A 15,050-nucleotide genomic window follows, 5' to 3' on the forward strand; every position below is an offset into this window, starting at 1 on the left:
GCACCCGGGGGGCAGCCGGGGCGCGTGGCCCCGGCTGCCCGGAGCGGATCAGCCCGGGATGGTCAGCTTCTGACCGACCCGGATCAGATTCGGGTTCCGCACGGCGTCGCGGTTGGCGGCCCAGAGCTCGCGCCAGCCGCCGTCGACGCCCTGGGCACGGGCGATCTTCGCGAGGGTGTCCCTCGACCTGACCGTGTACCGGACGCCGTCCGACGAGGCAGCCGGGGCCGGAGCGGCGGCCGGAGCCGGAGCTGCGGCCGGAGCCGGTGCCGGGGCGGGAGCCGGAGCCGGAGCAGGAGCCGGAGCAGGAGCCGGGGCGGTCGTGCCGGATCGCAGCTGCTTGCCGCAGGTGGGCCAGGCGCCCACCCCCTGGGTCAGCAGGACCCGCTCGGCCACCGCGATCTGCTGCGCGGGGCTGGCGAGGTCCGCCCGTGGGGCGAACTCGCCGCCCCCGTGACCCAGCCACGTGGGCGAGCTGAACTGCAGCCCGCCGTAGTAGCCGTTGCCGGTGTTGATGCTCCAGTTGCCGCCGGACTCGCACTGCGCGACGCCGGACCAGTCGTAGTGGTCCGCCGCGGCCGGCGGGGCCAGCATGCCGACGCCGATCGCCGCGGCGCCGACGACAACGGCGCCCCGGCGGAAGCGGGTGCGGGCATGCGTCGTCGAGATGTTCTCGGACATGGGTGATCCTCCGATCACCGCCTGCGAGGTGAGCTGTCGGGTTCGGGCGAATCGGATGCCCGGCCGTCGTGCCTGTGCGGCACGGTGCGGCTTCACCCCGAGGCGCGGATGCGCCGTGAAGTGGTTCCCCCGCCCCCGTCCTGGGGTGGGTCGGAGTCAGGCGTCCGGCGGACGGGGTTCGGCGGTCCGGCACCTCGCACCCGGCCGGGCAGGCCCGGGTGCGCCGACGACGCTAGGCACCGGGACGGCGAGCTGCGCGCTGAACGGAACGGAACCGGGCGATTCGCCCCGGCGTGGCGCCGCCACGCCGGGGCGCGACCGCAGGTGGTCCCCGCCCGACCGCGCACCGTTCGCCGACCCCGCTCCCTCGGCCTCGTCCAGGGGCCCGCCCTGAGCCTGCGAAGGGTGGGGAGGACGAGGTCCTCTTTCAGTCGCGGACGAGCAGCGCCACCGGGAGCGTCGTCAACAGGGCATCGGCCGCCACGCCGGCGACGTCGGACACGACTCGCTGACCGGTGAACAGGTCGCGCCAGGCTCCGTTGGGCAGCTGCAGGGCGGTGTCGCCCCAGCCCGACGCGGCCAGCCCCACCGGCAGCCGGGTGGCGACGACGACGGCGCCGCTGCCGCCCTCGGCTCCACGGTCGAAGGCGATCAGGTGCTCGGTGCCGGACCCGGTGACCTCGATCGGCTCGTACCCGGCGAACCACTCCGGGTGGTCACGGCGGGCGCGCAGCGTGCGCGAGACGACCAGCAGCTTCGCCGCGCCCGTCTCGTCCACCTGCGGCACCTCACCGGCGTCGAGCCGGGCCAGCAGCTGCCGGCGGAGCGCGTAGTCGACCGGACGGCGGTTGTCCGGGTCGACCAGGGAGTAGTCCCACAGCTCGGTGCCCTGGTAGACGTCGGGCACGCCCGGCATCGCCAGCTGCAGCAGCTTCTGGCTCAGCGAGTTCGACCGGCCCGGCGCTGCGATGCGGGTGACGAACTGCTCGATCTCCGCCGACGTCGTCGGGTCGTCGAACGCGGCGTCGACCAGCGCGTGCAGCTGCTGCTCGAACTCCTGCACCGGGTCGGTCCACGTCGTGGAGGTGCCGGCCTCGCGGGCGGCCTTCTCCACGTAGGCGTGCGCTCGTTCGCGGGAGAGCGGCCAGGACCCCACGAGGTTCTGCCACACCAGGTGGGCCAGCGAGCGGTCGGCCAGCGGGTGGCGGGCCGACCAGCCGCGGACCAGCTGGGCCCACTCGCTCGGGACCTCGGCCAGCACCGCCAGCCGGGCGCGCACGTCCTCGCTGCGCTTGGTGTCGTGCGTGGAGAGGGCGGTCATCGACCGCGGGCGCAGCTCCAGCCGCCGCCGCTGGGCCTCGTGGAACTCCGCGACCGTGCTGCCGAAGTCGGCCGGGTCGCCGCCCACCTCGTTGAGCGCGACGAACCGCGCCCACCGGTAGTAGGCGCTGTCCTCGACGCCCTTGGCCATGACCGGGCCGCTGGTCTGCTCGAAGCGGGTGGCCGCCTCGGTGCCGGCCTGCGAGAGGACGGAGTGCAGTGCGTCCAGCGCCGCGGTCAGGTCGGGACGGCGCTCGCGCACCGCGGCGACGGTGGAGTCCAGGTGCTCGCGCCCGTCGGGCAGGTAGCTGCGGTAGACGCCGAAGCTCGCCAGCAGCTCGGCCAGCGCCTCGGTCTGCTGCGCGCGTTCGATGCCGGGGAGCTCGCCGATGACCCGCACCAGGCGGGCGACCTCGGAGCCGAGCATCCCGTCGGTGACCTCGCGCTTGCACATCCGCACCAGCTGGGCGTAGTCGACCTGCCTGCCCGCAAGCTCGGTGTCCAGCGCCGTGAACGCGGCCTCACCGGCGGGGTCGATGAGCACCTCGTCGACCTCGGCCAGCGCGTCGTACCCGGTGGTGCCCGCCGTCGCCCAGGACCCGGGCAGGTCCTCGCCCGGCTCGAGGATCTTCTCGACGACCGTCCAGCGGTTGCCCGACGCCTCGGCCAGCCGGTCCAGGTAGCCCTTCGGGTCGGCCAGCCCGTCCGGGTGGTCGATGCGCAGGGCGTCGACGGCGCCGTCGCGCACGAGCTGCAGCACCAGCTCGTGGGTGGCGTCGAAGATCGCCGGGTCCTCGACCCGGAGCCCGGCCAGGGTGTTGATGGCGAAGAACCGGCGGTAGTTCAGCTCCGAGTCCGCGCGGCGCCAGTCGACCAGCTCGTAGTGCTGGCGGGCGTGCACCTCCTGCGGGGTGCCCGACTCGGTGCCGGGGGCGATCGGGAAACGGTTGTCGTAGTACCGCAGCTCGCCGTCCACCACGTCGAGCTTCTCGACGTCGTCGGCCGAGCCCAGCACCGGGATGCGGACCTTGCCGGAGCCGAACTCCCAGTCGATGTCGAAGGCCGCGGCGTGCTCGCTGCCCTGGCCGTGCTGCAGCACGTCCCACCACCACGGCGCGGCGGCCGGGTCGTCGACGCCCATGTGGTTGGGCACCAGGTCCAGCACCAGGCCGAGGCCGTGCTCGTGCAGCGCGCCGACGAACCGGTCGAAGCCCTCCCGGCCGCCTCGCGCCTCGTCGATGTGCGCGTGGTCGACCGTGTCGTACCCGTGGTTGCTGCCCTCGGCCGAGCGCAGCAGGGGGGAGGAGTAGGCGTGCGTCACCCCGAGATCGGCGAGGTAGCCGGCGACGTCGGCGGCGTCCTGCAACGGGAAGCCGGCGTGCACCTGCAGCCGGTAGGTCGCCACGGGCACCCCGCGGCGGGGCTCCTCGTCGGGAGCCAGGACGGGGCCGGTCATGCGGACGGTCCGGTCAGCACCACGATCGCGCGGCCGTCGACGGTGACCGTCTCGCCCGGCTTCAGCTCCACCGGCTCGACCTCGCCCATCTCGGCGGTGTCGAGGACCGTCCGCCAGCTCTGGCAGTAGTCCTCGCCGGGGAGCGTGAACTCGATGGGGTGGTCCGAGGCGTTGAACGCCAGGTAGAAGTGGTCGTCCGTGACGAACTCGCCGCGCTCGTCGGTCTCCCGGATGCCCACGCCGTTGAGGTAGACGGCCAGGGACTTGGCGTAGCCGACGTCCCAGTCGTCGTCACCCATCTGCTCGCCGTCGGGGGTCAGCCAGGCGATGTCCGGCACCGGCTCGCCCAGTCCGCGACGCACCGGCCGGCCGTGGAAGAACCGGCGACGACGGAACGTCGGGTGGTCGCAGCGCAGCTGGGTGACCTTCTTGGTGAACTCCAGCAGCCCCTCGTCGACGTTCTCCCAGTCGATCCAGGTGAGCTCGGAGTCCTGGCAGTAGCCGTTGTTGTTGCCGCCCTGGCTGCGGCCCAGCTCGTCGCCGTGCAGGAGCATCGGCACGCCCTGGCTGAGCATCAGCGTGGCGATGAAGTTGCGCTGCTGGCGGGCGCGCACGTGCAGGATCGCCGGGTCGTCGGTCTCGCCCTCGACGCCGCCGTTCCAGCTCCGGTTGTGGCTCTCGCCGTCGTTGTTGCCCTCGCCGTTGGCCTCGTTGTGCTTCTCGTTGTACGAGACCAGGTCGCGCATGGTGAAGCCGTCGTGCGCGGTGACGAAGTTGATGCTGGCCACCGGCCGGCGGCCGGAGTGCTGGTACAGGTCGGCCGAGCCGGAGATCCGGTCGGCGAACTCGCCGATCGTCCCGCCCTCACCGCGCCAGAAGTCACGGACGGTGTCGCGGTACTTGCCGTTCCACTCGGTCCACAGCGCGGGGAAGTTGCCGACCTGGTAGCCGCCGTCACCGATGTCCCACGGCTCGGCGATCAGCTTCACCTGGCTGACGACCGGGTCCTGGTGGACCAGGTCGAAGAACGCGGAGAGCCGGTCGACCTCGTGGAACTGGCGCGCCAGGGTGGAGGCGAGGTCGAAGCGGAAGCCGTCGACGTGCATCTCGGTGACCCAGTACCGCAGGGAGTCCATGATCAGCTGGAGCGACTGGGGGGCGCGGACGTTGAGCGAGTTCCCGGTACCCGTGGTGTCCATGTAGTACCGCTCGTCGCCCTCGACCAGCCGGTAGTAGGTCCGGTTGTCGATGCCCTTGAACGACAGGGTCGGGCCGTTGTGGTTGCCCTCGGCCGTGTGGTTGTAGACGACGTCGAGGATGACCTCGATGCCGGCCTCGTGCAGGGCGCGGACCATGCCCTTGAACTCCTGCACCTGCTGGCCGTTGTGGGCCTGGGCGTACTCGTTGTGCGGCGCGAAGAAGCCGATCGTGTTGTAGCCCCAGTAGTTGCGCAGACCCTTCTGCTCCAGGGTGTCGTCCTGCACGAACTGGTGCACCGGCAGCAGCTCGATCGCCGTGATCCCGAGCCCCTGCAGGTGCTCGATCGTCGCGGGGTGCGCGACACCGGCGTAGGTGCCCCGGAGCTCCTCGGGGATGCGCGGGTTGGTCATGGTCAGGCCCTTGACGTGGGCCTCGTAGATGACCGTCTTGTTGTAGGGCGTCTTCGGCGGGCGGTCCACGCCCCAGTCGAAGAACGGGTTGACGACGACGGACTTCGGCATGTGCGCCGCGGAGTCGTCGTCGTTGCGCTCCTTGGTCTCGAAGTCGTAGCCGAAGACGGACTGGTCCCAGTCGATCTGGCCGTCGATCGCCTTGGCGTAGGGGTCCAGCAGCAGCTTGTTGGGGTTGCAGCGCAGCCCCTGCTCCGGCTCGTAGGGGCCGTGCACGCGGAAGCCGTACCGCTGCCCCGGGTGGATGCCGGGCAGGAAGGCGTGCCACACGTAGCCGTCCATCTCGGGGAGCCGGATCCGCTCCTCGTTGCCCTGCTCGTCGAAGAGGCACAGCTCGACCTTCTCGGCCACCTCGCTGAAGATCGCGAAGTTGGTGCCGGTGCCGTCGTAGGTGGCGCCGAGGGGATAGGCGCTACCGGGCCATACCTGGGTCATCGTCGGGTGTTCCTCCTGCACAGGGCGCCCCGGGGCTCGGGGCGGAGGTCCGGCGCGCGTGGCGCCACCGGACCGGGACGGGCCGTCGGACGTCGCTTGCCCGGGAAGGGGTCGCCCCACACCTCGGCGCGGTGTGAGTCGTGACGGGTGTTCCGGCCCTCCCACCAGGCGGAACGACGACGCCCCCCGCGGGCGTACCGCGGGGGGCGTCGTGCGCAGGGCCGGGCCGGGACGACGCGACGGCCCGGCCGCCGGGGCGGTTGCGGGCCGACCGGAGGCGGACCGGGTTCCGGATCGCCGGGACCGACCTCGCCCGGGGAGATCCGGGTGGCGCTGGCCTCGACGGTGACCGTTCTGCGACCAGGCACGCTAGAGGGGGACCGGCGGGGACGACAAGTACCCGCCTCGCCGCTGCGCCCCCGGCCGTCCCACCAGCCGCAGCGAGGCGCTCGCGACGCGTTCTGTCACACGTCCGTCGTACCGTCGACGGCGTGCGCACGCCCTCCGACCTCCGGCCCACCCAGGGGCGCTTCCGCGTCGTCAGCGACTTCGAGCCGGCAGGTGACCAGCCGGCGGCGATCAAGGACCTCGCCCAGCGGGTGAACGCGGGGGAGAAGGACGTCGTCCTCCTGGGCGCCACCGGCACCGGCAAGTCGGCCACCACCGCGTGGCTGATCGAGCAGGTCCAGCGGCCGACGCTGGTGATGGCGCCGAACAAGACGCTCGCCGCGCAGCTGGCCAACGAGTTCCGCGAGCTGCTGCCCGACAACGCCGTCGAGTACTTCGTCTCCTACTACGACTACTACCAGCCCGAGGCCTACGTCCCGCAGACCGACACCTACATCGAGAAGGACTCGTCGGTGAACGACGAGGTCGAGCGGCTGCGGCACTCCGCAACCAACAGCCTGCTGACCCGGCGCGACGTCGTCGTGGTGGCCACCGTCTCGTGCATCTACGGCCTCGGCACCCCGCAGGAGTACGTCGAGCGGGCGCTGAAGATCAAGCTGGGGGAGTCCCGCGACCGCGACGACCTGCTGCGCACCCTGGTCACCGAGCAGTACACCCGCAACGACCTCTCCTTCACGCGGGGCACGTTCCGCGTGCGCGGCGACACCATCGAGGTGTTTCCGGTGTACGAGGAGCTGGCCGTCCGCATCGAGATGTTCGGCGACGAGGTGGAGCGGCTGTACTACCTGCACCCGCTGACCGGTGAGGTCGTCCGGGAGGTCGAGGAGCTGTTCGTCTTCCCGGCCAGCCACTACGTCGCCGGGCCCGACCGGATGGAGGGGGCGATCCGGGGCATCGAGGCCGAGCTCGAGCAGCGACTCGCCGAGCTGGAGAAGCAGGGCAAGCTGCTCGAGGCCCAGCGGCTGCGCATGCGCACCACGTACGACATCGAGATGATGCGCCAGGTCGGGTTCTGCTCCGGCATCGAGAACTACTCGCGGCACATCGACGGGCGTGCGCCGGGCTCGGCCGGCGCCTGCCTCATCGACTACTTCCCGGACGACTTCCTGCTCGTCATCGACGAGTCGCACGTGACCGTGCCGCAGATCGGCGGCATGTACGAGGGCGACATGAGCCGCAAGCGGACCCTCGTCGAGCACGGGTTCCGGCTGCCGTCGGCGATGGACAACCGCCCGCTGAAGTGGGAGGAGTTCACCGATCGGATCGGCCAGACGGTCTACCTGTCGGCCACTCCCGGCGACTACGAGCTGGGCCGCACCGCCGGCGAGGTCGTCGAGCAGGTCATCCGGCCCACCGGGCTGGTCGACCCGGAGGTCGTGATCAAGCCGACCAAGGGCCAGATCGACGACCTGGTGCACGAGATCCGGCTCCGCACCGAGAAGGACGAGCGGATCCTGGTCACGACGCTGACCAAGAAGATGGCCGAGGACCTCACCGACTACCTCCTCGAGCTGGGCATCAAGGTGCGCTACCTGCACTCCGAGGTCGACACCCTCCGCCGCGTCGAGCTGCTCCGCGAGCTCCGGCAGGGGGAGTACGACGTGCTGATCGGCATCAACCTGCTGCGCGAGGGCCTCGACCTCCCCGAGGTCTCGCTCGTCGCGATCCTCGACGCCGACAAGGAGGGCTTCCTCCGCTCGGGCAAGTCGCTGATCCAGACCATCGGTCGGGCCGCCCGCAACGTCTCCGGCCAGGTGCACATGTACGCCGACAAGATCACCCCGTCCATGGCGCAGGCGATCGAGGAGACCGAGCGCCGGCGGGAGAAGCAGATCGCCTACAACCTGGAGCGCGGCGTCGACCCGCAGCCGCTGCGGAAGAAGATCGTCGACATCCTGGAGGGGATCTACCGGGAGGCCGAGGACTCCGAGACCGGCGAGCTCATCGGCGGTTCCGGCCGGCAGCAGTCCCGGGGGAAGTCCCCGGTGCCCGGGCTGTCGTCGAAGTCCAAGGCCAAGGCCGGCTCCATCGACGTGCAGGGGCTGCCGCGCAACGAGCTGGCCGACCTCATCACGCAGATGAACGACCAGATGCTGGCGGCCGCGCGCGAACTCCAGTTCGAGGTCGCCGCCCGTCTCCGGGACGAGCTGAACGAGCTGAAGAAGGAGCTGCGGCAGTTCGACGCCGCGCACGCCTGACGGGACGCGGCCCAGTCAGCTCCGGGCCCGGGCCACTAGCCCAGGAGGTGGCGACGCCGCGTCGGCTGGACGCAACGGCTATTGCGCCCTACTGTGGGACCCGTCGGCCCGGCAACGGTCCGGCATGGAGGGGAGTAACCCCCCGCGGCAGCGTCGTCAGTACGAGGTCCCCAGTGGCCTCCGGCGCTGCCGGTCGTCACACCGGACGATGGGAGAGACCTCCGGTTCCGACCCTGTGCGGCGTCTCGTGCGCCGCCGAGTCTTCGGAGGACTGAACCCTTGGACGTGCCCTTCTGGGTGTGGGCTGTCACGGTCGCCGCGATCGTGGGCATGCTCGTCTTCGACCTCGTCGGTCACGTGCGCACGCCGCACTCACCGACGCTCCGCGAGTCCGCGACCTGGTCGGCGGCCTACGTCGGCATCGCGATCGCCTTCGGCTTCCTCGTCTGGTGGGGCTGGGGCGCCGGCTTCGCCGGCGAGTACTTCGCCGGGTACGTGACCGAGAAGAGCCTCTCGGTCGACAACCTCTTCGTCTTCGTCCTGATCATGGCGGCCTTCGGCGTGCCCCGGGAGCTGCAGCAGAAGGTGCTGCTCTTCGGCATCACGTTCGCACTGGCACTCCGGACGGTCTTCATCGTCGTCGGCGCGGCGGCCATCGCGAACTTCAGCTGGGTCTTCTACCTGTTCGGCGCGATCCTCATCTACACCGCGTGGGTGCAGGCCCGCAGCGGGGGGCACGACGACCAGGAGGACTACAAGGAGAACGCCGTCCTCCGGTTCGCCCGCAAGCGGCTGCGGACGACGGACGAGTACCACTCCGACCGGATGACGGTGAAGCTGGACGGCAAGCGGTTCCTCACCCCGCTGGCCATCGCGCTGATCGCCATCGGCACGGCCGACGTCATCTTCGCCGTCGACTCGATCCCGGCCATCTTCGGCCTCACCCAGGAGACGTTCCTGGTGTTCACCGCCAACGCCTTCTCGCTGCTCGGCCTGCGGCAGCTGTTCTTCCTCATCGACGGGCTGCTCGACCGGCTCGTCTACCTCGCCTACGGCCTGGCGGTGATCCTCGGCTTCATCGGGGTGAAGCTCGTCATCCACGCGCTGCACAAGAACGAGGTGCCGTTCGTCAACGGCGGCGAGGCGGTCACCGTGATCCCCGAGGTCCCCATCACCGTGTCCTTGGCGGTCATCCTCGTCACGCTGCTGGTCACGACCCTGGCCAGCCTCTGGCGGGTGCGCCGGGACCGGGCGGAGCACCTCCGCACCGAGCCGGCCGCCGCCGACCCGACGGCGCTGTCGGCCGGTGCCGAGGACCTCGAGGAGCCGCTCTCGGCGTCCAGCGGGTCCGAGACCGACCGAGCAGGTAGCGTGAGCGCCGCGAACCCGGGCCGGCGCGAACACTGACGATCGCTGCGGCCGGGGGATGCGAAGGAGGGGAGTATCCCCCCGCGGCAGCGTCGTCATCACGAGGTCCCATGGCCTCCGGTGCTGCCGGTCGCGCGCCTGCCGGCGCGCGGCGGGAGAGACCTCCGGTGCTGAGACTGCTTGTCCCCCGGAGGAACCCCCCGCATGGAGCTGCCCGTCTGGTTCGAGATCGCGACGTTCGTGGGGCTCACCGTCCTGCTGCTCGCCGACCTCGCCATCGTCACCCGCCGCCCGCACGAACCCTCCATGAAGGAGGCGGGCATCTGGGTCGGCTTCTACGTCACCCTCGCCCTGCTGTTCGGGCTGCTCATGCTCGCGTTCACGAACGGCACGTACGCGACGGAGTTCTACGCGGGCTGGCTCACCGAGTACTCGCTCTCGGTCGACAACCTGTTCGTCTTCGTGATCATCATGGCCCGCTTCCGGGTGCCGCGGCACCTGCAGCAGGAGGCCCTGATGGTCGGGATCATCATCGCGCTGATCCTGCGCGGCATCTTCATCCTGGCCGGCGCCGCGCTCATCGAGCGCTTCACCTGGATCTTCTACTTCTTCGGCGCCTTCCTCGTGTACACCGCGATCAACCTGGTGCGGCACCGCGGCGAGGACGAGGACTACGAGGAGAACGCGTTCATCCGGCGGATGCGCAAGATCCTGCCGATCAGCCAGGACTTCCAGGGCGCCAAGATCCGCGTGGTCGAGAACGGCAAGAAGGTCTGGACGCCGATGATCATCGTCTTCCTCGCCCTGGGGACGACGGACCTGATCTTCGCGCTCGACAGCATCCCGGCGATCTTCGGTCTCACCAAGGAGCCGTTCATCGTCTTCACCGCCAACGTGTTCGCGCTGATGGGTCTGCGCCAGCTCTACTTCCTGCTGGGCGGTCTGCTGAAGCGCCTGATCTACCTCTCGCTCGGCCTCGCGGTGATCCTCGCCTTCATCGGCGTCAAGCTCGTCATGGAGGCGCTGCACACCAACGAGCTGCCGTTCATCAACGGCGGCGAGCACATCGAGTGGGTGCCGGAGATCCCGATCGTGGTGTCCCTCGGGATCATCCTGGGCGTGCTGGTGCTCGCCACGGTGGCGAGCCTGATCAAGACGCGTGGTCAGCTGATCACCGTCGACGAGCCGGTGGTGGACCCGGAGACCGCGCAGTCGGTGCCCACCGGTGGTCCGGAGGCGGCAGCCGCCGCCGAGTCCCGCATCGCCAGCAGCGACAACACCGCCGGGTCCCCGACGGACGAGGACCGCGGCACCCGCTGACCCCAGGTCCGCGGCGGCCGCCCGCCTCCGTACGGAGCGCGGGCGGCCGCCGGGACCGGCTGGGTTAGCGTCGCTGATCATGCGGCCGAACGATCTCGCGCTCCTGCGCACGCCCGGGACGCCGACCGTCTCGCCCGACGGCCGGATCGCCGTCGTCGCCGTCGGCTGGCCCGACCCCGACGCCGACCAGTACCGCAGCCAGCTGTGGGCGGTGCCCACCGACGGCTCGGCACCGGCGCGGCCGATCACCTCCGGCGCGCTCGACACCGATCCCGCGTTCTCACCGGACGGCCGCTGGCTGGCCTACCTGGGCACCGAGCCGGGTGGGCGGCCGCAGATCCTGGTGCTGCCGGCCGCCGGGGGAGCCCCGCGCCGGCTCACTGCCCACCATCTCGGCGCCGGGCGGCCGGTCTGGTCGCCGGACTCCCGCCGGCTGGCGCACGTCGCGCGCGTCCCCGAGCACGGCCGGTACGGCACCGTGGACGGGATCGACGCCGCGGCGGAGCCGCCGCGGCTGATCACCGGCCTCACGTTCCGGCGGGACGGCATCGGGTTCCTGCGCGACCGGCCCAGTCAGGTGTTCGTCGTCGACCTGCCGGCCGACTTCACCGACGACACGGTCCCCGCACCCGCCCCGGTGCAGCTCACGTCGGGCGAGGCGGACTGCATCGACGTCACCTGGCGCCCCGACGGCGGCGAGCTGGCGTTCGTCTCCGCCCAGCACCCCGACGCCGACCGGGACCTGGTGCGCGACGTCTACGCCGTCGAGCCCGACGGGACGGGGCTGCGGCGGGTCACCGACGGTCGCGGCGACTGCGCGCTCCCCGCCTACACCCCCGACGGGGCGTCCCTCGTCGTCACCGCCGTGCCCGACCTCGGGCCGGACGGCCTGGACTTCGTCGCCCGCCAGGCCGTGCCCTGCCGCGTGCCGGCCGCCGGAGGTGCTCCGGAGCCGCTGCTGGACGCCGAGCTCCACCAGCGGGGCGACGAGACGCCGGGGACCGTGCTGGCCGACGGCGCGGTGCTGGTCGGCGTGGAGCGGCGGGGCGCCGTCGAGCTGCTGCGGGTGCCGCTGGACGGCGGCGCGCCGGAGACGCTCGTGGCGGGACAGTTCACCGTGCGCGGCATCGCCGCGGCGGGCGACGTCGTCGTCGTCACCGTGGCGCACGACCGCTCGGCCGGTGAGCTGCTCGCGCTCACCCCGGACGGGCGGCGCCTGCTCACCGGGTTCGGCCGCGAGCTGGGCGCGACCGGCCGGCTGCACCGCAGCGAGGAGCGCACCGCGGAGGCGCCCGACGGCTACGCCGTGCACGGCTGGGTCACCACGCCTTCGGGCCCCGGCCCGCACCCCGTGCTGCTCACCGTGCACGGTGGGCCGTTCCGGCAGTACGGCTGGGCCCTGCTCGACGAGACCCAGGTCTACGTCTCGGCGGGCTACGCCGTGGTCCAGTGCAATCCGCGTGGGTCCTCCGGGTACGGCGCCGCCCACGGCAGGGCCATCCGCGGCGGGTGGGGTGGCCTCGACGCCGGCGACGTTCTCGCCTTCCTCGACGCGGCGCTCACCGACCCGGATCTCGACGGCGACCGGGTGGGCATCATGGGCGGCTCCTACGGCGGATACCTGACGGCGCTGCTGCTCGGGCGCACCGACCGCTTCGCCGCGGCCGTGGTCGAGCGGGCGCTCACCGATCCGGTCAGCTTCGCCGGCTCGGCCGACATCGGGTGGTACTTCCCCGACCGCTACCTCGGCACCGAGCCCGAGCGCCTCGCCGCGCAGAGCCCGCTGGCGCACGCGCACGCCATCACGACGCCGACCCTGGTCATCCACTCGGAGGAGGACTGGCGGACGCCGGTGGAACAGGGGCAGCGGCTGTACGTGGAGCTCAAGCGCCGTGGCGTCCCGTCGGAGCTGCTGCTGTTCCCGGGGGAGGGGCACGAGCTGACCCGGTCGGGGCGGCCCCGGCACCGACTGGCCCGCTTCGAGCACGTGCTCCGCTGGTGGGCCCGCTGGCTCCCGACCGAGCAGAACCCGGGGGTCGGCGATCCGCACGGGACCGGCCCCGGCGCGTGACGCCGCTCCGGAGCGCCTGACCGAGGGTCAGCATCAGTTGACCGAGGGTCACCCGAGGCGGCTTGCGTGTCGTGACGTGGATCACTGCGTTGCCGCAGGTCAGGGGCAGGATCGCGGCCCGAGGCGCGATCCCCTGGGCCGGATGGTCGGCCATATTGTCCCTGCGTAGTCGCGGTCTCTCGTTGTGCAACTGCCCACGATCGGGTGAAGGTCCGGTGTCGACAACGGTGTCGGCACCCCCGGTGACGCCTGCGTCACCGGACAACCGATCGAAGGGACCGAGCGTGAGCGAACGACGGACCGCATCCGCACGACGGACGGCGGCTCGAACCATCGCCCTCTCCAGCAGCGGCGTGCTGCTGGCCCTGGCGCTGCCCACGACCGCGGCCACCGCCGCGCCGGGCAAGGCCTGCGACAACCGGAGCAACAACACCTACGAGAAGCTGCTGCAGTGCGTGACGCTCGACGGCGTGCGTGAGCACCTGGTGGAGTTCCAGCGGATCGCCGACGAGAGCACCGATCCGGTCTACCCGGGTTCGCGGGCCGCCGGCACCGAGGGGTACGCCGAGAGCGTCGAGTACGTCGCCGGGCTGCTCCGGAAGGCCGGCTACACGGTGGAGCTCGACCCGGTACCGGTCACCTTCTTCTACCCGTCGCAGCTGGACCAGCTCACGCCGACGCCGGCCGAGCACCCCAACGCCATCGCGACCGGCTCCGGCTCCGGCACGGTGCAGGGGCAGGTCGTCCCGGTCGACGTCGACCTGGTCGGCGACCGCGCCAACAGCAGCGCCTGCGAGGCGAGCGACTTCGCGGGGCTGGACCTCAGCGGGCCCGCCGACATCGCGCTGGTCCAGCGCGGCACCTGCAGCTTCGAGATCAAGGCCCGGAACGCAGAGGCCGCCGGCGCCGAGGCGGTCGTCGTCTTCAACCAGGGCGACACCACCGGGCCGGGCGACCGGCAGGGCGTCGTCAACCCGACCCTCGGCGGCTACCAGGCCGTGGGGCCCGTCCTCGGCACGAGCTTCGCCGCGGGCGAGGCGCTGGCCCGGGCCGGCTCCACCGCGCGCATCGAGGTGATCGCCCCGCAGGAGCGCACCGACTTCAACGTGATCGCCGAGCTGCCGGGCGAGAACCGGGACAACGTCGTCATGGCCGGCGCGCACCTGGACAGCGTGACCGTGGGGCCGGGCATCAACGACAACGGCACGGGTTCGGCGGCGCTCCTGGAGACGGCGCTGCTCATGGCGAAGTCCAAGGCGCCGAACACGCTGCGGTTCGCCTGGTGGGCGGCCGAGGAGGAGGGGCTGGTCGGCTCCACCGACTACGTCGAGGGCCTGTCGGCCGCGGAGCGGGACCGCATCGCGCTGTACATGAACTACGACATGGTGGGTTCGCCGAACTACTTCCTCGGCGTCTACGACGCGGACCAGTCGACGTTCCCGGCCCCGGTGGTCGTGCCGCCGGGGTCGGAGGCCATCGAGGACGTCTACGAGGCCTACTACACCAAGGTGGGCCGGCCGTACGACGACAGCGAGTTCTCCGGGCGCAGCGACTACCAGGCGTTCATCGAGAACGGCATCCCGTCCGGTGGGCTCTTCACCGGTGCCGAGGTGCGCAAGACCCCGCAGCAGGAGGCAATCTGGGGCGGCACGGCCGGTGAGCAGTTCGACCCGTGCTACCACGAGGCCTGCGACACGATCGACAACTACGACCCCGAGGCCCTCGAGGTCAACAGCGACCTGATCGCCTACGCGATGCTGCACTTCGGCTACTCGACCCAGGCGGTCAACGGCGTCCCGGGCAAGAAGGTCCCGGGTCCGGCGTTCACGCTGCCGGCCCCGGCCGGTCCGAAGGGCACCTTCGCCGGAGGCGGCGGTGGCCTCGACCACGACCACGACGCCATCGCGGGCTGACCACTGACGGCGGTGCGGCCTCCCGGCCGCGCCGCCGCCGGTCCGGCGAGCCGTCGCCGGCGCTCCTGCGGGGGCGCCGGCGGCGGCTCGTCGTGCGTCGCGGGCCGGTACGAGGTGTCGACCGGGGCGAGGGGGCCTAGCTGTACTGACCCGCCAGGTTGGTGACGCGGGCGGCGGGGGTTCGTCCGCCGAGCGCGGTGTGGCCGCGGT

Annotated in this window: 8 protein-coding genes and 1 riboswitch; of the genes, 5 read left to right on the forward strand and 3 right to left on the reverse strand. The window is 71.7% G+C overall.

The genetic code is table 11. The features are described from left to right. Nucleotides 1-48: 48 nt before the first annotated feature. The 3 genes from GCU60_RS21415 to glgX form a co-directional block, all read right to left on the reverse strand. Entirely contained in the window at nucleotides 49-681 is a 633-nt protein-coding gene (locus GCU60_RS21415; protein WP_204262305.1) for a transglycosylase family protein, read from the reverse strand. 3 nt (nucleotides 682-684) lie between these two features. Then, nucleotides 685-843: riboswitch (cyclic di-AMP (ydaO/yuaA leader) on the reverse strand. Nucleotides 844-1,108: 265 nt separating this feature from the next. Then, the gene (gene treY / locus GCU60_RS18755) at nucleotides 1,109-3,457 is read right to left on the reverse strand and encodes a malto-oligosyltrehalose synthase (protein ID WP_163208022.1); all 2,349 of its coding nucleotides are present in this window, start codon (nucleotides 3,455-3,457) and stop codon (nucleotides 1,109-1,111) included. Then, a complete protein-coding gene (gene glgX, locus GCU60_RS18760) occupies nucleotides 3,454-5,562 on the reverse strand; it encodes a glycogen debranching protein GlgX (protein WP_163208024.1) in 2,109 nt (702 codons plus the stop codon). Before glgX ends, treY begins: the two co-directional genes overlap by 4 nt. A 491-nt stretch (nucleotides 5,563-6,053) precedes the next feature. Between glgX and uvrB the strand changes: the two genes are divergently transcribed. The 5 genes from uvrB (at nucleotide 6,054) to GCU60_RS18785 (ending at nucleotide 14,840) form a co-directional block, all read left to right on the forward strand. Then, nucleotides 6,054-8,168, forward strand: a complete 2,115-nt coding sequence (gene uvrB, locus GCU60_RS18765; protein WP_163208026.1) for an excinuclease ABC subunit UvrB — start codon at nucleotides 6,054-6,056, stop codon at nucleotides 8,166-8,168. A 285-nt stretch (nucleotides 8,169-8,453) separates the two neighbouring features. Beyond that, nucleotides 8,454-9,575 (forward strand): TerC family protein, encoded by a 1,122-nt coding sequence (locus GCU60_RS18770; protein WP_345770698.1) that lies wholly within the window; start codon nucleotides 8,454-8,456, stop codon nucleotides 9,573-9,575. A 165-nt stretch (nucleotides 9,576-9,740) separates the two neighbouring features. Then, nucleotides 9,741-10,856 carry a TerC family protein gene (locus GCU60_RS18775; protein ID WP_163208030.1) on the forward strand — a complete coding sequence of 372 codons (1,116 nt, stop codon included), beginning with the start codon at nucleotides 9,741-9,743 and terminating at the stop codon, nucleotides 10,854-10,856. 79 nt (nucleotides 10,857-10,935) lie between these two features. Next, complete coding sequence (locus GCU60_RS18780; protein WP_163208032.1) at nucleotides 10,936-12,927, forward strand: S9 family peptidase; 1,992 nt, start codon at nucleotides 10,936-10,938, stop codon at nucleotides 12,925-12,927. A 284-nt stretch (nucleotides 12,928-13,211) separates the two neighbouring features. Further along, nucleotides 13,212-14,840, forward strand: a complete 1,629-nt coding sequence (locus GCU60_RS18785) for a M20/M25/M40 family metallo-hydrolase (protein WP_163208034.1) — start codon at nucleotides 13,212-13,214, stop codon at nucleotides 14,838-14,840. Nucleotides 14,841-15,050: the final 210 nt, after the last annotated feature.

This window comes from Blastococcus saxobsidens (genome assembly GCF_010682065.1).
GTDB lineage: Bacteria > Actinomycetota > Actinomycetes > Mycobacteriales > Geodermatophilaceae > Blastococcus > Blastococcus saxobsidens_B.